At 59.2% G+C, this 22,074-nt stretch carries 17 protein-coding genes and 2 pseudogenes; 17 read left to right on the forward strand and 2 right to left on the reverse strand.

Annotated elements, in window-relative coordinates:
* The first annotated feature begins 25 nt into the window (after positions 1 to 25).
* From P6U31_RS03790 to P6U31_RS03860, 15 genes are all read left to right on the forward strand, one after another.
* Positions 26 to 1,414: an aspartate aminotransferase family protein gene (locus tag P6U31_RS03790; RefSeq protein WP_407186928.1), complete on the forward strand. Its 1,389-nt coding sequence runs from the start codon at positions 26 to 28 to the stop codon at positions 1,412 to 1,414.
* A gap of 19 nt (positions 1,415 to 1,433) precedes the next feature.
* Positions 1,434 to 2,315: a 5-oxoprolinase subunit B family protein gene (locus tag P6U31_RS03795; RefSeq protein ID WP_407186929.1), complete on the forward strand. Its 882-nt coding sequence runs from the start codon at positions 1,434 to 1,436 to the stop codon at positions 2,313 to 2,315.
* On the forward strand, positions 2,312 to 3,286 hold the full coding sequence (locus P6U31_RS03800) for a biotin-dependent carboxyltransferase family protein (protein WP_407186930.1): 975 nt from the start codon (positions 2,312 to 2,314) through the stop codon (positions 3,284 to 3,286). Before P6U31_RS03795 ends, P6U31_RS03800 begins: the two co-directional genes overlap by 4 nt.
* Before the next feature lie 21 nt (positions 3,287 to 3,307).
* Positions 3,308 to 3,544 (forward strand): acetyl-CoA carboxylase, encoded by a 237-nt coding sequence (locus tag P6U31_RS03805; RefSeq protein ID WP_407186931.1) that lies wholly within the window; start codon positions 3,308 to 3,310, stop codon positions 3,542 to 3,544.
* A gap of 5 nt (positions 3,545 to 3,549) precedes the next feature.
* Positions 3,550 to 4,920: an acetyl-CoA carboxylase biotin carboxylase subunit gene (locus P6U31_RS03810; protein WP_407186932.1), complete on the forward strand. Its 1,371-nt coding sequence runs from the start codon at positions 3,550 to 3,552 to the stop codon at positions 4,918 to 4,920.
* Positions 4,921 to 5,065: 145 nt separating this feature from the next.
* Complete coding sequence (locus P6U31_RS03815) at positions 5,066 to 6,523, forward strand: NAD-dependent succinate-semialdehyde dehydrogenase (protein ID WP_407186933.1); 1,458 nt, start codon at positions 5,066 to 5,068, stop codon at positions 6,521 to 6,523.
* Between the two features lie 49 nt (positions 6,524 to 6,572).
* The gene (gene bioB, locus P6U31_RS03820) at positions 6,573 to 7,610 is read left to right on the forward strand and encodes a biotin synthase BioB (RefSeq protein WP_407186934.1); all 1,038 of its coding nucleotides are present in this window, start codon (positions 6,573 to 6,575) and stop codon (positions 7,608 to 7,610) included.
* Positions 7,611 to 7,675: 65 nt separating this feature from the next.
* The gene (locus tag P6U31_RS03825; RefSeq protein WP_407186935.1) at positions 7,676 to 8,830 is read left to right on the forward strand and encodes an 8-amino-7-oxononanoate synthase; all 1,155 of its coding nucleotides are present in this window, start codon (positions 7,676 to 7,678) and stop codon (positions 8,828 to 8,830) included.
* Entirely contained in the window at positions 8,827 to 9,459 is a 633-nt protein-coding gene (gene bioD / locus P6U31_RS03830; protein ID WP_407186936.1) for a dethiobiotin synthase, read from the forward strand. Before P6U31_RS03825 ends, bioD begins: the two co-directional genes overlap by 4 nt.
* The gene (locus P6U31_RS03835) at positions 9,456 to 10,718 is read left to right on the forward strand and encodes an adenosylmethionine--8-amino-7-oxononanoate transaminase (protein ID WP_407186937.1); all 1,263 of its coding nucleotides are present in this window, start codon (positions 9,456 to 9,458) and stop codon (positions 10,716 to 10,718) included. The genes bioD and P6U31_RS03835 overlap by 4 nt, the downstream gene beginning before the upstream one ends.
* A 45-nt stretch (positions 10,719 to 10,763) precedes the next feature.
* A complete protein-coding gene (locus P6U31_RS03840) occupies positions 10,764 to 11,255 on the forward strand; it encodes a GNAT family N-acetyltransferase (RefSeq protein ID WP_407186938.1) in 492 nt (163 codons plus the stop codon).
* Between the two features lie 617 nt (positions 11,256 to 11,872).
* A complete protein-coding gene (locus P6U31_RS03845) occupies positions 11,873 to 14,677 on the forward strand; it encodes a class I SAM-dependent DNA methyltransferase (protein WP_407186939.1) in 2,805 nt (934 codons plus the stop codon).
* A gap of 1 nt (position 14,678) precedes the next feature.
* Positions 14,679 to 16,769, forward strand: a complete 2,091-nt coding sequence (locus tag P6U31_RS03850; RefSeq protein WP_407186940.1) for a DEAD/DEAH box helicase — start codon at positions 14,679 to 14,681, stop codon at positions 16,767 to 16,769.
* Positions 16,762 to 17,547, forward strand: coding sequence for a hypothetical protein (locus P6U31_RS03855; RefSeq protein ID WP_407186941.1), 786 nt, complete (start codon positions 16,762 to 16,764; stop codon positions 17,545 to 17,547). Before P6U31_RS03850 ends, P6U31_RS03855 begins: the two co-directional genes overlap by 8 nt.
* Complete coding sequence (locus P6U31_RS03860; protein ID WP_407186942.1) at positions 17,534 to 17,968, forward strand: GIY-YIG nuclease family protein; 435 nt, start codon at positions 17,534 to 17,536, stop codon at positions 17,966 to 17,968. The genes P6U31_RS03855 and P6U31_RS03860 overlap by 14 nt, the downstream gene beginning before the upstream one ends.
* 29 nt (positions 17,969 to 17,997) lie before the next feature.
* Here P6U31_RS03860 and P6U31_RS03865 read toward each other — a convergent pair whose 3' ends face one another.
* Positions 17,998 to 19,452: an argonaute/piwi family protein gene (locus tag P6U31_RS03865; protein WP_407186943.1), complete on the reverse strand. Its 1,455-nt coding sequence runs from the start codon at positions 19,450 to 19,452 to the stop codon at positions 17,998 to 18,000.
* Positions 19,449 to 20,774, reverse strand: coding sequence for a DUF4365 domain-containing protein (locus P6U31_RS03870; protein WP_407186944.1), 1,326 nt, complete (start codon positions 20,772 to 20,774; stop codon positions 19,449 to 19,451). Before P6U31_RS03870 ends, P6U31_RS03865 begins: the two co-directional genes overlap by 4 nt.
* Positions 20,775 to 21,338: 564 nt before the next feature.
* Here P6U31_RS03870 and P6U31_RS03875 point away from each other — a divergent pair.
* Both P6U31_RS03875 and P6U31_RS03880 read left to right on the forward strand, forming a co-directional pair.
* Positions 21,339 to 21,515, forward strand: a pseudogene (locus P6U31_RS03875) (TrbI/VirB10 family protein); the annotation flags it as partial.
* A 19-nt stretch (positions 21,516 to 21,534) separates the two neighbouring features.
* Positions 21,535 to 21,633: pseudogene (locus P6U31_RS03880) on the forward strand (DUF2274 domain-containing protein); the annotation flags it as partial.
* Positions 21,634 to 22,074: the final 441 nt, after the last annotated feature.

Below are 22,074 nucleotides of genomic sequence, written 5' to 3' on the forward strand. Positions count from 1 at the left end.
CTCGGGATGCCCAGGTAAGGACTACATGATGCACAAACAGCTTTCGAATTCGCTCGCTCATGCCGATATCTCAGCAACATTGCATCCATATACGGATGCACGCGCCCATGAACGGCAAGGACCGGTCATTATCGATCGCGGTAAGGGAATCTACGTCTACGACGACGCCGGCAAGGAATATATCGAGGGTCTTGCAGGGCTGTGGTCCGTGGCCGTCGGCTTCGATGAACGCCGGCTTGTGGAAGCTGCGAGCGCGCAGATGGCCAAGCTTCCATACTATCACACGTTCAGCCACAAGGCGCACGAGCCTTCAATCCGACTGGCTGAAAAACTTGTCGGAATGGCGCCGGCTCCCCTGAGCCGCGTCTTCTTCACGAGCTCGGGCTCGGAGGCAAACGACACCATGATCAAAATGGTGTGGTACATGAACAATGCATTGGGGCGCCCTCAAAAGAAGAAGTTCCTGGCGCGCAACCGGGCCTATCACGGCGTTACAATTGCTTCGGGCAGTTTGACTGGTCTGCCCAATAACCATACCGATTTTGATCTGCCGGTCATTCCCGTCCGTCACCTCACCTGTCCGCATTATTATCGTTTCGCTCAACCCGACGAGACCGAAACTGATTTTGCCGCGCGCCTCGTCGCGGAGGCGGAAGCGGCGATCCTGCAGGAAGGACCAGAAACGGTTGCGGCTTTCATTGGTGAGCCGCTGATGGCTGCCGGCGGTGTGATGCCGCCTCCCGCAGGATACTGGAAGGGCATTGAGGCGCTGTGCCGCAAGTATGACATCCTTCTGGTTGCCGACGAGGTGATTTGTGGCTTCGGACGGCTGGGTGCGGCGTTTGGCTGCGAACTCTACGATTTTACGCCCGATATCATAATCGTGTCGAAACAACTGACTTCATCTTACATGCCGCTTGCGGCGGTTGTCTTCTCTGAGACGATTTACAACGCCATCGCGGACAACACGGCGAAGATTGGCACCTTTGGTCACGGATTTACAGCCTCGGGTCACCCTGTCGCGACGGCGGTAGCTCTCGAAAATCTTACAATTATCGAGGAGCGCGATCTGGTTGGAAACGCCGCTCGTATGGGGCGGATCCTCCAGGCCCGCCTCGGTGAGCTGGCCGCTCATCCGCTTGTCGGCGAGGTGCGAGGAGCGGGACTCATTGCCGGGATTGAGCTTGTCTCGGAAAAGCAAACACGCCGTCCGTTTGCCGCCGCTGGCAAGGTTGGAGCAGCGGCTTTCGCCGCTGCCCAAAGACACGGTCTCATCGTGCGCGCGATAGGTGACACAATTGCGCTCTGCCCTCCGCTCATCATCAATGAGGATCAGGTACACGAGTTGGTCGCGCGTCTCAGCGATGCGCTCGATGATACGGCCCAGTGGCGATCCGCCGAGAACCTCAATTGACCTCAGCAAGGAGGGTTAGGTGATCTACGAACAGCCAAAATTCCTGCCTGCTGGCGACCGTTATCTACTGATCGAGTTTGGGAACGAGATGAATCTCGATCTAAACTTCACGGCGCAGGGCCTGGCATCAGCGGCTGCGGAGGCAAACGTGAAGGGCGTCATCGAGACGGCGCCTTGCTTCGCTTCGCTGCTCGTTCACTACGAACCTACGCTGATCGATTATGATGATGTAGTGCGCGAGTTCTCTCGGCTTTTGGGCTCTCTGGGCCCATCGGAGGATATCGAACTGGAAAGCCGGCTGTTCTATCTGCCGACGCTTTATCTCGATCCGTGGACGAAGGCTTGTGTCGAAGACTACTGCGCGAAGATCGCCAGGAAGGTGCCAGATCCCGAGCTGCTTGTGCAGCAAAATGGCCTTGAGGATGTCAACCATCTCGTTCGGCTTCACTCGTCCTCGGAGTATTGGGTTGCGTCACTGGGCTTCTGGCCGGGGCTGCCCTTCTTGATGGCGCTCGATCCGCGGGCGCGTCTGACCGCGCCCAAATACAACCCTCCACGGACGGACACGCCGGAGGGGGCAGTTGGGTTGGGCGGCGCCGCAAACTCTATCTATCCTGTCGCCACGCCCGGCGGCTACCAAATCTTTGCGCGCACGCCGGTGCCAATCTGGGATCCAACTGGCAAACGCCCGGCTTTCGAGGGAAGTCTGTGTCTCTTTCGTCCAGGAGATCGCATCAGGTTCGTTCCGGTCACGCGCGAGGAATATGACGACGCTGAGGTAGCGGTGAAGGAGGAACGCTACGACTACACGATCGTGGAATACCAGAAGTTCGCGGTCCGTAACTACAACAACTGGGTCTCCAAAGTGATCGGGGCCAACAGAGCGCGTGTACCGACATGATCAAGGTATTGAAAGCCGGACTTGAAACATCGATCCAAGACTATCCAGGGCGCATCGGATACTGGAATCAGGGCTTTCCGCCCTCTGGTCCCATGGATAGCTGGTCTTTCCGCTTGGCGAACGTGCTCGTAGGTAATCAGCCCGGAGCTGCGGGCCTCGAATGCCAGTTCCTGGGGCCTACGCTTTCGTTCGATGCTGACACGGTGGTCGCCGTTACTGGTGCAGACATGCGCCCAGTGCTCGATGGGGAGCCATTCCCCATGTGGCAGTCGGTCGCCGTAAGAGCAGGTCAGACATTAGCCCTAGGAGCAGCTCGTGTCGGTAGTCGTGCCTACATTGCGGTCGCTGGCGCGTTCGCGAACGAGGAGAGGCTTGGTTCCCGCTCCACTTTCAACAGAGCGGGGGTCGGTGGCATAGATGGCCATTCCATCAGGGCTGGACAGGAATTGCCAGTTGCGGAAGGCAGAGCAACCCCCGGGCTCCTGGTGCCCAATAAGCATAGGCCCGACATCCGCACAGACCGTACGTGGACGATCGAGGTCTGCGCGGGTCCAAATGATGACTGGATCGACGAGGCTGGTAAGAACCGTTTTCTGAACTCGGCCTGGACACTTTCCGCTAAGTCGGATCGCACCGGCTTCCGGCTGCAAGGGCCCGAATGGACGTTCACGGAGAAGGCTTACAACAAGCCGAAAGAACATGGCTCTCTGCCGTCGAACATCATCGATCAGGGCTATCCCATGGGCGCGATCAATCTCGCAGGGCAGACCCCGATCATTCTGGTGAATGACGGTCCGTCCATGGGTGGGTTTATCAACCCCTATACGGTTCCGTCCGCAGCATTCTGGAAACTGGGTCAGGCTAAGCCTGGGGAGCACCTGCATTTCCGGCTCGTCAGCATTCCAGAAGCTCAACACATTGCGAAGGAAATCGCAGAACGTTGCGTCCGCGAAAATCTCGTGAACGCCTGATAAAAGAGAGGGAACGTCGACATGGCAAAACAACTTTTGGCGCCCCTGCCGGGTCTTTTCTATCGCAGACCATCGCCGGAAGAGGCTCCGTTCAAACAGGAAGGCGATCCCGTCGCGGCTGGCGAAACGATTGCACTGATCGAAGCGATGAAATCCTTCTTCCCGGTCGAGGCGGAAAACGCCGGCAAGCTTGCGCGGTTTCTTGTGCAGGACGGCGAGACTGTCGACGCCGATCAAGCGATTGCAGAGATGGAATAAACGGAATGGCTATCAGGTCGCTGTTCATCGCCAATCGCGGCGAGATCGCCGTGCGAATCAACAAGGCGGCAAGGGCCTTGGGGATTCGGACAATTCAGGCCGCCAGCGAGGCCGACACGGACTCGCTTGCCTGCCGGCTTGCTGATGAGATGGTCGTGATCGGGCCACCGCAGGCCGCGAAGTCTTATCTAAACGTGGAGGCGATCGTTCAGGCTATCAAGGCAAGCGGCGCCGACGCCGTCCATCCGGGCTATGGCTTCCTCTCCGAGAACCCGCGGTTCGTCTCCGCCGTAGAGGCCGCTGGGATCACCTTTGTTGGTCCGGACGCGGGTACGATTGCGAAGATGGGCGATAAGGCAATGGCGCGCTCCGAGGCAGTGGCAGCGGGCGTGCCTGTTGTCCCAGGTAGCGAAGGCCGCATCGCTGACCTCGACGATGCGCGGCGGCAGGCCGCGCGCATAGGCTATCCCGTTATGATCAAAGCCAGCGCCGGCGGAGGCGGTCGCGGCATCCGTATCGTCGAGAACGAGGCAAGGCTGGAAACGCTGGTACCGCAGGCCATGGCGGAGGCTCGCGCTTCCTTCGGCGATGACGGTTTGTACATGGAGCGGTACATCCAAAACGCGCGCCATATCGAGGTGCAGGTGCTGGGGGACGGCACGGATGTCGTGCATCTGTTCGAGCGGGAATGCTCCCTTCAGCGCAAGCGCCAGAAGGTGTGGGAGGAGTCACCTGCGGCGATGCTGTCGAAGGCGGTCCGCGATGCGCTTTGTGCGTCAGCTGTTGCGCTGGCAAGGCGAGTGAACTACCGCAATGCCGGTACGCTCGAATACCTCTATGACAGCAAGACCGAGGAATTCTTCTTTATCGAAATGAACACCCGGATCCAGGTGGAACATCCCGTGACGGAGGCAATTACGGGAATTGATCTTGTGCAGGCCCAGCTCAGAATCGCCGGAGGCGAGTTATTGTGGTTCACACAAGGTGACATCACCCAAACCGGGCACGCGATCGAGGTGCGTATCAACGCCGAAAACCCGGCTAAGATGTTCATGCCCTCGCCTGGCTTGGTGGCGGCATATCGTCCGCCCGAAGGCGAAAACATCCGCTTCGATACATTACTGTTCGAAGGCTATCGGGTAGCACCCTATTATGACTCTCTTATAGGTAAGCTCATCGTTTGGGCACCGGATCGTCCCGCAGCAATCGCTGTCCTGCAGAATGCGCTGAATAGTCTGAAGGTAGACGGGATCCACACGACGGTGCCGTTGCATCAGGCGCTCGCCACGGATGTTGAAGTGGGGAAGGGGCTTTTCCACACCGCCTGGTTGGAGAGTTGGATGGCAGCTCGAGCTGGGGAGGCTAGTCGCGCGTAAACCGTTCGACGTACGCTTTTGCGGTTTGTATCACGCGTCCAACTGGAAAAAGCGACAGCTCAGAGCATCGGCGCCGTTCCGGGCGACGTATTCATCACCGCCGCGGTACATGCGGCCCGCCAATTAAGCGATCGGAGTTATCGACATGAAGCATGATACCTATGGCAATCTGTTAGTTCAGGCTGGTCTGATTGAAGGGAAGTGGATCAGCGCAGTCACGGGAAAAACGATTGAGGTCTTCAATCCGGCCACTCGCGAGGTCATTGGTTTTGTCCCAGATATGGCGCGCGCCGAAACGCGCTCTGCGATCGAGGCTGCCGAAAGAGCCTTCGGACCGTGGAAGAGGAAAACACATGCCGAGCGCGCGGCCCTGCTGGAATCCTGGCACAGGCTCATGATCGAACATCTGGAGGATCTCGCACAACTTCTCACGTTGGAGCAAGGCAAGCCGCTGGATGAAGCACGGGGCGAAATCCGCTACGGCGCGTCCTTCGTGAAATGGTTCGCGGAAGAGGCGCGGCGTGTTGGAGGTCATACGATTCCGTCTCCGACAGCTGATCGCCGCATTGTGGTGCTCAAGGAGCCGGTCGGGGTTTGCGGCATTATTACGCCGTGGAACTTTCCAAACGCCATGATCACGAGAAAAGTCGCCCCGGCGCTGGCGGCAGGCTGTACGGTCGTGATCAAGCCGTCGGAATTCACGCCCTACTCCGCCATCGCGCTTGGTGTATTGGCAGAGCGGGCCGGAATTCCCGCAGGCGTCATCAACATTGTCACAGGTATGCCGACCGAAATTGGCAGCGAGTTGATGCAGAACGAAACGGTTCGAAAGATCTCGTTCACCGGATCGACCCGCGTCGGATCCCTACTGATGCGCGGTGCAGCCGACAGTGTGAAGCGGCTTTCACTCGAGCTCGGCGGCAACGCGCCTTTCATCGTATTCGATGACGCCGATCTCGACGCAGCGGTTGAGGGGGCCATCGTGTCTAAATTTCGCAATGGCGGTCAGACCTGCGTGTGCGCGAACCGCATTCTGGTGCAGGCCGGCATCTATGATGCGTTCGCGGAAAAGCTGAGTGCCCGCGTAAATATGATGACAGTGGGTGACGGCACACAGCCTGGCGTCTCGGTCGGCCCGATGATCAACGAAGCAGCGGTGGTCAAAATCAGACGGCATCTAGAGGATGCGCTCGCGAAGGGCGCGAAGGTTACCACTAAGAGGTACGTGCTGCCGCCGGGCTCACAATATGTTGCGCCTGTCGTCTTGACCGACGCAACGGTGCAGATGCAGCTTGCAACTGAGGAAACTTTCGGTCCCGTGGCTCCGCTCTTTCGTTTCGGAACGGAAGAGGAAGCGATCGCGATTGCCAATGGAACGCCTTTCGGATTGGCCGCCTATTTTTACACTGAGAGCCTTAAGCGCGCTTGGCGTGTCGGCGAGGCGCTCGAATTCGGCATGGTCGGCCTGAACACGGGGCTCATCTCGACGGAGGTCGCACCCTTCGGCGGCGTAAAGCAATCCGGGCTTGGTCGAGAGGGCGGCCAGGTCGGAATTGAGGAATATCTCGAGATGAAGAGCTTCCATATCGGGGGGCTGAACTGAAGCTACGCCCTCGATTCTTACCAAAACACGGGGTGCAGGGAGGTGCGCAATGGCTGCGTTAGAAGCACGATGGGCTTCGTTGAAAACCGGGAAGGCAAGTGTCGTGGGAATCGAACGAAACGACAACCGCAACAGCGTGCCGGTCCGTAGTGACTGGGAGGGCGTCGAGGTCGAAGCGCTCTACAACCTGCCGTTGGCGGACCTGATGTTCCAGGCGCAAGGCGTTCACCGCGCCAACTTCAATCCGAACTACGTCGAAACCGCGAGCCTGCTCAGCATCAAGACGGGCGGCTGTCCGGAAGATTGCGGCTACTGCTCCCAGAGCGCGCATTACGACACCGGCCTGAAGGCTACCCGCCTGATGCCGCGGGACGAAGTGGTCGCGGTCGCGCAGCGCGCCAAGGACGCCGGCGCCACTCGCTTCTGCATGGCCGCGGCCTGGCGCAGTCCCAAGGATCGCGATCTCGATCAGGTCTGCGACATGGTCAGTGCCGTGAAAGGTCTCGGCATGGAGACCTGCGTAACGCTCGGCATGCTGACGCCAACGCAGGCTGAGCGTCTCTCCGACGCCGGGCTCGACTTCTACAACCACAACGTCGACACCTCGCCCGAGTACTACGACAAGATCATTACCACCCGCACTCTGCAGGATCGCATCGATACGCTTGCGCATGTGCGCGACGCCGGCATCAAGGTTTGCTGCGGCGGCATCATCGGCATGGGTGAACTGGTCGATGACCGGCTCGGTATGCTGATGCTGCTTGCCAATCTCCCCAGCCATCCGGAGAGCGTGCCAATCAACCTCTGGAACGAGGTCAAGGGCGTGCCGGTCAACGATACCGCCGAACGGCCCGATCCGATCGCGCTCGTGCGTCTGGTTGCCACCGCGCGGATCATGCTGCCGCAGAGCGTGGTGCGGCTGTCGGCCGGGCGGCAGTACATGACCGACGAACTGCAGGCGATGTGCTTCCTCGCCGGTGCGAATTCGATCTTTATCGGCGATGTGCTGCTCACCACCAAGAACCCGCAGCGCGATCGCGACGCCAATCTGCTGGACCGGCTCGGCATCAACTCCGCCCTCGCCTGAGTCCAACTCCGGCATGCGCGCGGCAGGACTCGCCGCGCGACCAACTACAAATCTGAGAGAGAAGCATGAGCGCAATTCATGCGGCAAAGGTCGCTGATTACGCCGCGGCCTTGCACGCCCTGAGCAAGGACGATCGGCTGCGCGGCCTCAGGCCGCGCGCGGGCATCGATTTCGTCTCGAACGATTATCTGGCGCTCGCCAGCTCGCCGCGCATCAAGCAGGCGGTTGCGGCCGCGCTCGCGGCCGGCACGCCGATCGGCGCCGGCGGATCGCGGCTGCTGCGCGGCAATTGCGCGGAGCATGAACGGCTGGAGGCCGAGGCCGCCGCGTTCTTCCGCGCCGAGACCGCGCTGATGTTCGGCGGCGGCTATGTCGCCAACTTCGCGGTGCTGATCACGCTGCCGCAGCGCGGCGACCTGCTGGTGCTCGATGCGCTGGTGCACGCCAGCATCCATGAAGGCGCGCGGGCCGGCCGGGCCGAATTCCGGTTCAGCGCCCACAATGATCCCGGGGCGGTCGAAGACACTATTCGCGGCTGGCGCGCCGAGGGCGGCAAAGGCCGGGTCTGGATCGTGGTCGAAAGCGTCTACAGCATGGACGGCGATATCGCGCCGCTCGACGAGCTCGTCGCCATCGCCGACCGGCACGACGCGTTCCTGATGGTGGACGAGGCGCACGGCACCGGCGTCTATGGCGAGCAGGGACGCGGGCTGACGGCACCCTATGAGGGCCGCGAAAACCTCGTGATCGTTCATACCTGCGGCAAGGCGCTGGGCGCCGCCGGCGCGCTGGTCACCGTCTCGACCTTGCTGCGCGATTTCATGGTCAATCGCTGTCGCCCGTTCATCTTCGCCACCGCGCCGTCGCCGCTTATGGCCGTTGCCGTGCGTGAGGCGCTGCTGATCCTTCAGCAGGAACCCGAGCATCAGCAGCGCTTGGCAAAACTGGTAGCGTTCACGCATCGCGAACTCGGCCTGCGCGGTTGGCGCAGCCCGTCGCGCTCGCAAATCGTGCCCTATATTGTCGGCGACAATGCGCGTGCCATGCAACTGGCGTCGGCGCTGCAGGCGCGCGGCTTCGACGTCAGAGGCATCAGGCCGCCGACCGTGCCGGCGGGCACTGCGCGGTTGCGCATCGCGCTCACCCTCAATGTCGACGAAGACGACGTTCGCACGCTGCTCGATGCGCTAGTCGAGGAAACGAAAGGCTGGTCGCGATGACGAGCCGCATCGTGGTCACCGGCACCGATACCGGGATCGGGAAGACGGTGTTCTCCGCGGGGCTCGCCGGCCTTCTCGGCGCGAGCTACTGGAAGCCGGTTCAGGCCGGCCCCGAGGAGGAAACCGATGCGCAACTGGTGGCGCGGCTTGGCGGGCTCCCCGCCGATCGCATCGTGCCGGAGCGTTACCGGCTTCGCACGCCGGCTTCGCCGCATCAGTCCGCCGCGCTCGACGGCGTGCGCATCGATCCTGCCGCGCTTGGCATGCCCGATACCGGGCACCGGCCGCTGGTGATCGAGGGCGCCGGCGGGCTGATGGTGCCGCTCAACGACAACACGCTCTATATCGACATCTTCGCGCGCTGGCATCTTCCGGTCGTGCTCTGCGCCCGCACCGCTCTTGGCACCATCAATCACTCGCTGCTGTCGGTCGAGGCGCTGCGCAGGCGAGGAATCGAGATTCTCGGGATCGCTTTCATTGGCGAGAGCAATCCCGAGAGCGAGCGCGCAATCTGCGGCTTCGGGCAAGTGCGCCGGCTGGGCCGGTTGCCCTGGCTTACTTCCCTCGCGGCAGACACGCTGCAGGCGGCGTTTAGGGATTCGTTCCGGCGCGAAGATCTCAATCCATGACATCCGCTCGGAAGTCGCCGATCTGGCACCCGTTCACCCAGCACGCACTGCACGGCGAGATGACCAGGATCGTCCGCGGGGAGGGAGCCCATCTTTACACCGCGGATGGGCGCCGCATCATCGATGCGATCGCATCCTGGTGGGTCGTGACCCATGGCCACTGCCATCCGCATATCGTACGAGCGATTCAGAGCCAGGCGGAACAACTCAACCAGATCATCTTCGCCGGCCATACCCACGACCCGGCCGAACAGGTCGCCGCGCAGTTCCTGAAGCTCGCGCCCTCCGGCCTCGACTACGTGTTCTTCTCCGACTCCGGCTCCACCAGCGTCGAAGTGGCGCTGAAGATGGCGCTCGGCTACTGGCATAATATCGGCGTGCCGCGCACCCGGATCATTGTCATGCAGCACTCCTACCATGGCGACACGGTGGGGACGATGTCGGTCGGCGCGCGCGGCGTCTTCAACAAGGCCTACGAGCCGCTGCTGTTCGACGTCGCGTCGATCCCGTTTCCGGCGCCCGGCCATGAGCAGACGACGCTCGACGCGCTCGAAGCCGCGTGCAGGCGGCAGACCGCAGCAGCGTTCATCGTCGAGCCACTGATCCTCGGCGCGGGCGGGATGCTGATGTATCCGGCTTGGGTGCTGAAGGAAATGAAGCGGATTTGCGAGGCCTCAAATGTTCTGTTCATTGCCGACGAGGTCATGACCGGCTGGGGCCGCACCGGCACCTTGTTCGCGTGCGAGCAGGCCGACGTCACCCCGGATATCGCCTGCTATTCAAAAGGCCTCACCGGCGGCGCGCTGCCGCTCGCGGTGACGCTTTGCCGCGCCGACATCTACGACGCGCATTATTCCAGCGACCGTTCGCGCACCTTCTTCCATTCCAGTTCCTACACGGCAAACCCGGTTGCCTGCGCCGCCGCACGGGCGAACCTCGAGCTCTGGCAGCACGGCGCGGGCGAGCGCGTCGCCTCGGTCGCCGCGATGCAGGAGCGCCTGATCGTACCATTCCATGCTGATGCACGTTTTGAACACGTCCGCCGCACCGGAACCATCACCGCACTTGATCTGAAAGCAAACGACGCGGGCTATCTCGCCGGCATCGGCCCAAAGCTCCAGGCCTTCTTCGAGCGCCGCAATCTGCTGCTGCGGCCGCTCGGCAACACGATCTATGTGATGCCGCCTTACTGCGTGACGGAGGCTGTCCTCAATGAAATCTATGCCGGGATCCGCGAAGCTGCCGATGCGCTGGCCTGATATGCGCTTCGCTTGCGTTGATCAACCAGACTGCAGGAGGACGACATGACCGTACCAGCTATGCGGATCAGGCCCGCAACCGAATCGGACGTCGATTTTATATTTCGGGTGCACCGGAGTTCTGTGGAAACTCTGTGTCGCCGGGAATATTCGGCGGCGCAGCTTGCGTTGTGGCTCGATGGGCGGGATCCAAGCATCTACCTCGATGCCATTCGAAAGGAATCGATTTGGGTCGCTGAGGGCGATCGCATCGTCGGCTTCGTGGAAATCGATGGCTTTGAGGTCACCAAACTTTTTGTCGCTGAAGACGGATCTTTTCGTGGTGTCGGAAAGCAACTCTTGCAAACGGCCCTAAACCGGATCGCAGCATCCGGGGCTCCGAAGGCCTATCTCGAAGCCACTCTTACGGCGGTGAAATTCTACGAGAAGTATGGCTTCCGCGCCGTGGGGCAAGGCGTGTTTACAAGAGGCAACAGCCCCGTACAGCTCGAAATCGTAAAGATGGAGCTCGACCTCGAAGGTAGCAAAGCTCCTTGAAGAGGTATTGGCCGTCGCGCGACTGCGCCCTCCCGATGGAGTGCAGCCCACGGTGGCGCATCATCATCGTGGGCATCACGAGGACCTATAAGGGTGGGGAACTGGACGCAATTGGCGGGGCGCATCCGCCACTGCGCGAGGCCTGTACTTGTTACCTGACTGCCATTGAGAATGATGGCGCGCCGTACTGGATAGAAGTGCGAACGTCTATGTTATTGAAAGAACGATATAATTTTCTTGAGGGCGCATCGTGATTGTCCTCCTTGAGCGCTCGTCGTCTGCTGCGGATGGCGTGTCCCAAACCGGATTCCGAACGCTGGGCCGTTGGCTGCGCAAGGGCGGTGTCGACACGTCGACATTTAGAGCCTGATCAATTGAGGCGGCGTGCGGCTGCCGCGGGCAAACATTGGCGAGGATATCGGTGAAAAGAGGCCGCGGGAACCGAAGATCGCTTCCCATCTGCGGCCAGGCGTTGTAGCGAAGGTCATTGGATAGGCAGCGGTGCTGCGCTCCGGAGGCTCCCGCGATCCGAATTAACGAGTGCCTGCGCCGCTTTGGAACAGCGCTCTCGTCCGATGCGCTCCGTGTTCGCAGCCGACACGGGAAGCTCGCGTCAGATGAAGGCTACCGACATCGAGGAGGCCATCTCCCAGCTGGCGGGGGAGCCTTTCGACGCGGCCGAGTTCCCGTTCCAGCTGCTCGCAGCTTTCGGCAACAAGGAGACGACGCTCAAGCGGCTGCGATCTGGCAGCTCGAACGCCTCTGATGTCGAGGGCGGCCTTCTCCAGCGGAGCAATATTCATATCGCGGTGTGCGGGGCGGGGGCTGTCGGCGAGACCCTGAAAACGCTGAGATCAAGCCCTGCAACGCTCAAGGCCAAGGCCAAGTTCGTGCTCGCCACCGATGGCGACATGCTTGAGGTCGAAGAGCTGGCGACTGGCGAAGCCAAAATCTGCAAGCTTGCCGATCTACCAAAAGCGTTTGGCTTGATGTTGCCCCTCGCCGGCATTTCGGCGGTTCGGCAGATCAAAGACAACCCGATTGATATTCGGGCAACCAACAAACTCAACAAGCTCTATGTCGAGCTGTTGAAGGAGAATCCGGATTGGGATGGCGAAGCCCGGCGGGCTGATCTCAACCAATTCATGGCGCGCCTCATCTTCTGCTTCTTTGCCGAGAGCACCGGCATCTTCAAGGGCGATCACCTTTTTACGAAAGCTATCGAACAATTCACGGTGAGCGATTCCAGCAACACCCATGAAGTCATCGCCGAATTATTTCGGGCGATGGACACCAAGATTGAGGACCGCGGCAAGGCCAAAATCCGCCCCTTCGCCGACGACTTTCCCTACGTTAACGGCGGTCTTTTCACGAAGCGCAACGAAGTGCCGAAGTTCTCGCGTATCGCGCGCTCCTATCTCGTGAACGCCGGTTCGCTGACGTGGAGGGAAATCAATCCGGATATTTTTGGCTCGATGATCCAGGCTGTCGCCGACGAGGATGAGCGCGGCGAGTTGGGCATGCATTACACGAGCGTTCCGAACATCCTCAAAGTGCTTAACCCATTGTTCCTCGATGACCTGCGCGAGAAACTGAAAGAAGCGGGTGACAACAGACGAAAGCTTCAGAATCTCCGGAAGAGAATGACGCGCATCCGTGTGTTCGATCCGGCCTGCGGTTCTGGAAACTTCCTCGTCATTGCGTACCGACAGATGCGCGAGATCGAGCGGCGGATCATCATTCGCTTGCAGGGTGGCGCAGGCTCTGATGAAGAGTTGTTGAATCTCGTAAGCTACCATGGAGAGCGTAGCGCTATTCCGCTCACGAACTTCTATGGCATCGAAATCAAGAGCTTCGCCGCCGAGATTGCGCGGTTGGCGCTTCTCATTGCTGAATTTCAAAGCGACGTGAACTACATCGGGCAGAAGGAAGCCCGAGACATGGTGCTGCCGTTGCATGACACGGGCCGTATCAAGACCGGCAACGCGCTACGAGAAAACTGGTCGGAGGTCTGCCCGCCTCAGAAGGCCGCGAGTCCAATTGAAGAAGACCTTGGGGGACCAACCGGTCGCCTTGCGTTGGATGCGCCGCCGGAGCCAGAGGGTGAAACCTATATTTGCGGCAACCCCCCTTATCTCGGCGGGAAAAAGCAAGACCGAAATCAAAAAGCAGATGTTGCAACCGTTTTTCGTGGCAGATCGGATCAATACAAGAATCTCGACTATGTGTGCGCGTTCTTTTTGAAGTCTGCCGACTTCCTGTCCATTGCGACCAAATCGGCACTTGTTACAACGAATTCCATCTGCCAGGGCACGCATGTGCCGACGTTCTGGCCGCTCATACAAAAAGCCAATTGCGAGATTGCGTTTTGTTATGAGCCGTTCAAATGGGCGAACAACGCGCAAAATAATGCGGGCGTGTCGTGCACGATCATCGGACTTCGAAAATGCACGGCCGCTCCCAAGGTCATTCTTTCGGAAGGCATTCGCCGCCTCGTGTCCAACATCAACTTCTATCTCCTTGACGGCGCGAATGTCATTGTTGAGCCGAGCAGTCAGAACTTAAACTCTCTCTCTCGCATGATTACCGGGAACGCTGCCTATGACGAGGGGCACCTATTTCTGACGCAAGACGAGGCTCAGTCTGTACGTGCCAATCATCCCGATCTATCCAGCAAGGTTAGACGAGTTCTTGGCACCACAGAACTTGTCGATGGCGTAAGCCGTTACTGCCTTTGGTTTGCAGATGATGAACTCGCTTTTGCGACGACGCATCCGTTCAGCGGACCGCGTGTTCAGTCGGTTCTGAAATATCGCAAAGATGGAGGTGAAGTTGCGCGAACCTTGGTTGGTCGCCCACATCAATTCCGTTATCGCCATGAAGCCAAGAAGTATCAGATTTTGGTCCCGCAGGTGTCGTCAGAACGAAGAGAGTTTTTGCCTGTCGGCTTACTGAAGAGCGATGCGGTGATCACCCATCTGGCTCACGTCTTGTATGACCCGGATGTGGCGGATTTTTCGGTGTTGAGTTCGAAGCTGCATCTCGCTTGGGTCGCAACTGTCTGCGGAAAGTTAGAGACCCGGTATCGCTACGCAAGCAATCTCGGCTGGAATACCTTTCCAATGCCGCAGCTCACCACGAACCAGAAGGCGGAGCTGACGCGGTGCGCAGAGGACATCCTGCTCGCGCGCGAGGCGCACTTTCCCGCCACCATCGCCGCCTTGTACGATCCTGAGAAGATGCCCGACAATCTGCGCGCGGCCCACGATAAGAATGACGAGACGCTGGAGCGCATCTACATCGGTCGCCGCTTCAAAAACGATACCGAACGGCTTGAGAAGCTGTTCGAGATGTACACGAAAATGACGACGGCGGGTAACGGCGAAGCGAAACCAAAACGGGCGAAAAGAGGGGCTGCCTGAGATGACCGCGAAGATTACGCCTCCATCCCTCTCGGTTACGTATGGACAAACCGGCGCCTCCACAAAGGCGAACGAGCTTGGTATGCGCACCATGCAGGAACGCGCATACGCCAAACGCGGCGAGCAATATCTGCTGATCAAGTCGCCGCCAGCCTCGGGCAAATCCCGTGCTCTGATGTTCATCGCGCTGGACAAACTCAACAATCAGAACGTTAGGCAGGCCATCGTCGTCGTGCCTGAGCGTTCCATCGGTGGCAGTTTCGCAGACGAGCCACTGAGTAGATCTGGCTTTCCCTATGATTGGAAGGTCGAGCCGCAGTGGAACTTGTGCAACGCTCCTGGTGCTGACGATGTCCGCGTGGCGCGGTCCAAGGTTGCGGCTGTCGGACAATTCCTGGCATCGAATGACAAGGCGCTTGTCTGCACGCACGCGACGTTCCGCTTCGCCGTCGAGGAACTCGGTATTGAAGCATTTGATGATCGGCTGATCGCGATCGACGAATTCCATCACGTATCGGCCAGCGGTGACAATGTGCTTGGCACCCAGCTCGGCGCATTCATGGCGCGCGACAAAGTCAACATCATCGCGATGACTGGCTCTTATTTTCGGGGCGACGCGGTGCCGGTGCTCGCCGCCGAAGACGAGATCAAGTTTCAGACCGTCACCTATACTTACTATGAACAGCTCAATGGTTACGAGCATCTGAAGCAGCTCGACTTGGGTTATTTCTTTTACTCGGGGCGATACACCGATGCCGTCGACAAGGTGCTCGATCCCGACAAGAAGACCATCGTGCATATACCGAATGTGAACTCGCGCGAGAGCCTGGGCGACAAGCTCCGTGAGACAGAGGAGATCATGCACGCGCTCGGCGCCTGGAAGGGCGAAGACACCGTGACGGGTTTTCATCTCGTCGAACGTCCTGATGGGCGCATCCTGCGTATTGCGGACCTCGTTGACCCTGTCCGGCAGGCCAAGACCATCGCGGCGCTGAAGGACCCTGCGCAGAAGAATAATCGCGACCATGTCGACATCATCATTGCGCTTGGCATGGCCAAGGAGGGATTCGATTGGATTTGGTGTGAGCACGCGCTGACCATTGGCTATCGCAACAGTCTCACCGAGATCATCCAAATCATTGGCCGCGCCACGCGCGATGCGCCCGGCAAGCCGAAGGCGCGTTTTACAAACCTCATCGCTGAACCGGATGCGGCAGAGGATACTGTCGTCGACGCCGTGAACGACACATTGAAGGCTATCGCCGCCAGCTTGCTCATGGAGCAAGTTCTGGCACCACGCTTCAACTTCACGCCACGCAATACGGACGATGGTCGCCTAGACGGATATAACTACGGTGAAGGCGGCTATAAGCCAGGAGGCAGCAACGTCGGCTTCGACGAAGCGACGGGACAGTTCCACATCGAGATCAAGGGGCTGGTCCAGCCAGAGAGCGCGGAAGCGGCGCGCATCTGCCAAGAGGATATCAACGAGGTCATTACAGCGTTTGTGCAGGACCCCCGGACTTTGGAGCGCGGTCTGTTTGACGAAGATACAGTTCCCGAAGAACTCACCCAGCTCAAGATGGGGGACATCGTCCAGGACAAATATCCGGATTTGACCGAGACTGATCGTGAAGCGATCCGGCAGCGCGCTGTGGCCGCGCTCACGCTCGTGCAGCAAGCCCGCAAGGCCGCTGAAGGCGGGGCGGCGACAATCGGTCCCGGAGATTTTGGTGGCGGCGGCGATCCCGTCGCAAACACGGCCTTCGTCGACGGCGTTCGACGTTTCGTGAACGTCCGCGACCTCGACATCGATATGATCGACCGCATCAACCCTTTCGGTCCCGCCTTCGCCATTCTCTCAAAGACGCTGGACCCCAAAATATTGAAGCAGGTGCAGGAGGCAATCGCCGCCAAGCGAACGACGATTCCGCCAGACGAGGCGCGCGACTTGGCGGTGCGCGCAGTGAAGTTCAAGAAAGAGCGTGGAAGACTGCCTGACATTACATCTACCGACGCATGGGAGAAGCGCCTTGCGGAGGGCCGCTTGGCCTTCGGTAAGCACAAGGCGGCAGGGGCTTATGATGAGTGACGAGAATGATCTCGACGAACTCGCCCGCGAGCTGGAGCTTGATGACGAGAAGGCGGCGCGTGGCGGTCACACGCATGAGGAGGCGCGCGTCATTGCCGGATTTGAAGAGATCGTGAAGTTCGTCGACAAACACGGGCGCGCTCCGGAGCATGGGCAAGGCCGCGATATCTTCGAACGGCTTTATGCCGTACGGTTGGACCGGTTAAGGGTGTTGGCGCGGTTTCGTCCCTTGCTGGAGCCGCTCGATAAACATGGGCTTCTCGGCCCGATGACGGAGCAAGCTGCAGTGAGCGAGGAACAGCTCGACGACGAAGCCCTGCTCGAAGAGCTGGAGATGGACAGTGACGATGTCCGCGCCAATGACGTAACCCAGCTCAAACACGTCAAGCCCCGCGCTGAGGTGCGTGCAGCCGAGGAGATCGCCGAGCGCACGAAATGCGATGATTTCGAGGTGTTCGAGCCCCTGTTCAACGCCATCCGCGAGGACCTAAAAAGCGGCCTGCGTAAGACTCGCCGTTACGCGAGGATGGCCGGAATCAAGCAAGGCGAGTTCTTCATAATCAACGGACAGATGGCCTATATCGCCGACGTGGGCAAGGAGTTTGAGACGGAGTATGAACGCCGCGATAGCCGGCTGCGAGTGATCTACGACAACGGCACCGAGAGCGATATTCTATTGCGCTCGTTGCAGCGCGCATTGCACCGCGACGAGGCGGGACGAAGGATTACCGATCCCATCGCTGGACCGCTGTTTGCCGAGGCCGATGATGACGAATGAGGCGCCAGTTCATGGCGTTGAGACCGGCACAATCTATGTGCTCAGAAGCCAATCCAATCATCCCTATTTCGCTCAACATCGCGACCTCATTCACAAGATCGGCGTGACTGGTGGAGAGGTTTCTCTTCGCGTCTCTAACGCTAAGGCGGACCCGACATTTCTGTTCGCCGATGTGGATATCGTCGCCACCTATAAGCTCATCAACATCAATCGCGCCAAGTTGGAAGCGCTTCTACACCGGTTCTTCGCAGCGGCTCGACTCGACGTCGAAATACCCGATCGCTTTGGCCGGACGGTGAAGCCACGCGAGTGGTTTCTTGTGCCGCTCCATGTTATCGACGAAGTTGTTGCTCGCATCAAAGATCAGTCGATTACGCTCTACGTTTACAGCCCGGAGAAGGCGGCGCTATCGAGGCTGTAGATCAGTCTTACAGAAGCCGCAGGATGCGATCAAATGTATTTGCGGTAGTCGGAACTCACCTTCTCATCAGTGATATACTTAAGGACCTCCCCAACTTTTCGGGCTGCACGAATGGGGATCGGCAACTTCTGGTTCATCTGTGTGGAGTTCCAGTTGATTTTCGTGAGACCGAATATCTCGTTCGCGATCCGCGCGACCGTACTATCGCTGGTTTTGTAGGGGCAGATCAACAGCGGCTTCGGATCATACATGCCGGGGTATGTCCCATAATAGGGAATGCTGCCGTTGGTGTAGAGCAAGCCTTTCCCATCAAGTTCGACGAACGTGCCGCGCATGACGGGATAGTTGCCGTCCCTAAACACCTTCACGAACGACGACTCCTGCACCCACACGAGATCGCGCAGTTCGGTGCCAACCTCGTCAAGCGCTTCAAAAATCCCATCGGCTTCTTCGTCGCGGAAGCGCGATGTTTTAAGCACTATGACGCGCGCCGGATAGTTCATGTGATGCTTCTTGTAGGCGGCGAGAGCATCGGCAATCAGAGTATTCGCATCATCCTGCGTCAGATAGGGATGCCTGCCACGACTTTCCGTCTGCGCGCCTTTGCCCTTCAGGATGAACCCTCGTCCTCGCTCATCGAACATCTGAGCTGCACTTGTGAAAAGTTGTTGTCCCCCGGCCTCGCGATAAAAGCTCACCCCGATGTAGCAAGCAGAAAACTCTCCCTGTTGAGGCGCCCGTCGCCACGGCACGCGCCCAGACCCTTTGTAGTAAAGGGTGGTTAGGAGATTCCACGTACGGCCGGCTTGATCCTGAATTTGTCGGTCGCTGCTCTCCTTGATCTTCAGAGGGATGGCGACTCGCTCGTCGAGCACGTCTTCCCAGACGATCTGGATGGGAAAGCGAAAGTGCATCGCCTTGGCTTTGAGCATGCCGCGAAAATTGGGAGCATCTGAGCCCGCGCTATCTTCCTTCTCCACTGTCGCATCAGAATCGACCTTGGCGTTCCAGACGCGCTCGATCAGCTCAACCGGCAGCGCAATGATGGCGACATCCGGCCGTGAACTGCCCTCATCGATCGCCTGTAGCTGCTCAATGATCTCATCGACCGCCATCTCGACCGCTTTGCCGTGATGGGGTTCTTTCCTGATGCGTTCAATGCGCGCCTGCGGGATCGCGGTAACCGCGCCATCCGGAATTTCGAACCGAGTTCGGAAAGGGTTCTGATTCCCGAGGCCAGGAAACGGCGGATGCAGGTTTGGATGCTTTTCCGATTTTCCCGCGAATCCGGAAGCAGCAGCTTGAAGGAAGTCGCGAGTGTCCTCGACGGTCTTCGCACTCCCCACGACGGCGATCTTGATGGCATCACCAAGCGGCGTCTGTAGCGGCCCAGCCTCGAACAGCCCAAGACGTGGGTCGGGATGGTAATGTTGGTCTCCAAACTCGAGAAGTGGCTCATCGAAGATCTTGGTCTCGAACTTCATGCGAACCTCAGTTGCTCTTGGTTAGGATCGGCGTCCTCACCCGACTTCTTCGGCGTCCCCCACACGTCCTCGGGCACCTTTTTGGGGAGTTCAACACTTGGGGGCTCGCCGAATGTGAGGCGCGGATCAGCGGTGGCAACAGCGAACAAATCGTCTGCCTTGCGCTCTTCCTCTGTGAGGAAGCGATGCCACATGATTACCTGACCGCGAAGCGATGCACTTTTGTCCAACCGCTTCTTTCCGGCCAGCAGCGCACTCGGATAGGAATGCGTAATGAACCCATTGGTGGTGAAGTAGTAAGTCGGATTGATCGTCAAGAACCACTGATCGTACAGGAGTTCGAACCTAGGCACGAAGGCGTGGTGCCGCACAAACTCGACGCGGGTCTGGTCTGTCTTGTTGCGGACGACGTTGACGACGTCGGCTTCAACCTTCTTCTTCGCTGATTGATAGTGAAATGCGCGGGACTCGTTTTCGGATCGTGCCCTGAAATAGAAAAGCCGTCCTTCCTTGTCCCATTCCAGATCGCTTCGCACCTGATGACGGAGCGTCTGATTGAGAAGGAAGGCAAAGTTGTTCCGCTCATCGAGGTCTTCGTGGAACGCCAAGTGTCCGACCTCGATCGCTTCGACCTGATCCAGATCGACGATCTGATTGCACGACGAAGTGCGTGGATCGTGGAAGGACCAGAACGAGCTGCCTTTGATCACCCAATCAAAGCGCGCAGGCTCATCGGCGTCGAGGAGCATCGCGGTCGCCTGCTTAGCCGTATACGGCGTTGTAGTTACGAATACTTCATGGGGCAGGCTGACGGGAAGGATGTTCACCAGCGCTTCTTCGCCGCCGCCCAGTGGCGGGACGTAGTAGCCGAAGCCTGTCTTCGGAATAGTAAGAGCGGCTAGCTGATCGACCGCCCTCGCGTCTAGCACGTCCTGCTTCTTGTGGAAGCTCAGCCGCCTTTCGCCTGGCCCCGAACCGCTCGAAATTTCTTTCCAGAAATAGGTCTCGTCGCGCTGACGAAAGAGGACAATGATGATGGGAAGATTCGATCCGCGCCAGTAAGCGAGGTCTTCACTACGCAGCAGGTAGGTAAAGCCGCTGGCATCTTCACCCGCGTAAATACCCGCGGCGGTCGCTTTCACCTGCACCGCGATCATTCGCGCGGTTGGCTGGCCTTCAATCATTACCTCGGCGATCCCATCGATTCCTGTTTCGAGGCGCGAGCGCACGTCGAACTGAAAGCCCATGGTGAGGAAACGCAATTGAACGGCGGTCTCGCCAATCTGCCCCAGCAGTTGATTCGGAGTTATGGTTTTTGCCATGTGCGCATCATAGAACAATATGCGAACGAGCCCCACGGAATTCTCATCCTGTGTACCCGCCTTGCACAGGACCAGCGGCCGGCGCGATTGCGCTGAATGATTTAGTCCCGGGCGCCGGTTGCGGCGTCAGTTGGGAATGAGGGGACTAGGCTGGCGAACAGCGTCGCATTGCGGAGCCAACAGCAAGATAGCTCGTTCCGTGGCAGCTCCCGCTGAGTTCTGCCCGAAAACCACACTGACAGCTTTCAGCCAGAACGAAACCTCTCGACCGGGTAGGCGCAACGTCCTGGGTCAATTTCGATGTTCGGTCATCCATCAACCGAGGCCCGCACCTGCCTAATAGGCTGCCGCTTTCTCATGGAGGACAGCACGCGCCGTGGCGACGTGGCGGTCGGCAAATGCATGCATCTACTTGATATCTTGTTCTTTGCCCTACGCCGCCCGATGCTGTGGCAAGTTCTGATGGCGAGCACTCGCGATGAAAATCGCGAGCGGGGGCGTTCGCACAGATGGCGGTGCAATGGCGCACCCAACACGATTCGAACGTGGCCTTCGCCTTCGGAGGGCGCGAGCCAGAACGAGAACGACCTTGCTCAAGCGATCCGCAGCGATGCGTCCAACAGCACCAGTCAGACGGGCCAGCAGTTCGTGCAGCGGCAGCTCAATATCCAGCCGACGCTGACCATCCGGCTAGGTTTCCCGGTCCGTGTCATCGTAACGCTCGACTTGGTGCTGGCCCCTACAAGAAGGGAGGAACATCGTGACGATATTCAAGCTTGGACCGCTCGAAGACGACAAGCCGGTCAAGCTCACCGTCGAGCTGCCGGCGGCGGTCTTCAGGGTTCTCAAAAGCTACGCTTATCTGAACGGTCGACATCTCCGTGTCTCATGGACGGGAGCCGAACCGAGCCCGAACTGAGGCTCGGCCGGCTGCTGAAAGTCGGCGTCGTGGGCATGGCGGTCCTTTTGCTGGAACCGCTCGAAGAAGAACTCGCAGTATGCGGCCGAGCACAGCCGGCTTTACGAGCTCGTCGCCAGTGCGGCGCTGATCCTGCACATGCTGGAGGCTTTCATCCGCGCGGATCGCGGTTGGCGCAGCAGGAAGGCCAAGGCCGGTGGAACCTGTCAGGGTCGCGCGTCCCTTCCGCCCACCGCCACGGTTCGCTGTGACTCCGATGGCGGCAGTTCCGACTGAACCTGTAGGATCTTGTGGTCCAGTCCTTCACGAGATGGCTGAAGGCCTGGAAGTGTTGCGCCACTGCCCGTTTGCCGGCTGGATCGCACGCACTTCATCGGACAC

The organism is Bradyrhizobium centrosematis (assembly GCF_045571495.1).
Lineage (GTDB): Bacteria > Pseudomonadota > Alphaproteobacteria > Rhizobiales > Xanthobacteraceae > Bradyrhizobium > Bradyrhizobium centrosematis.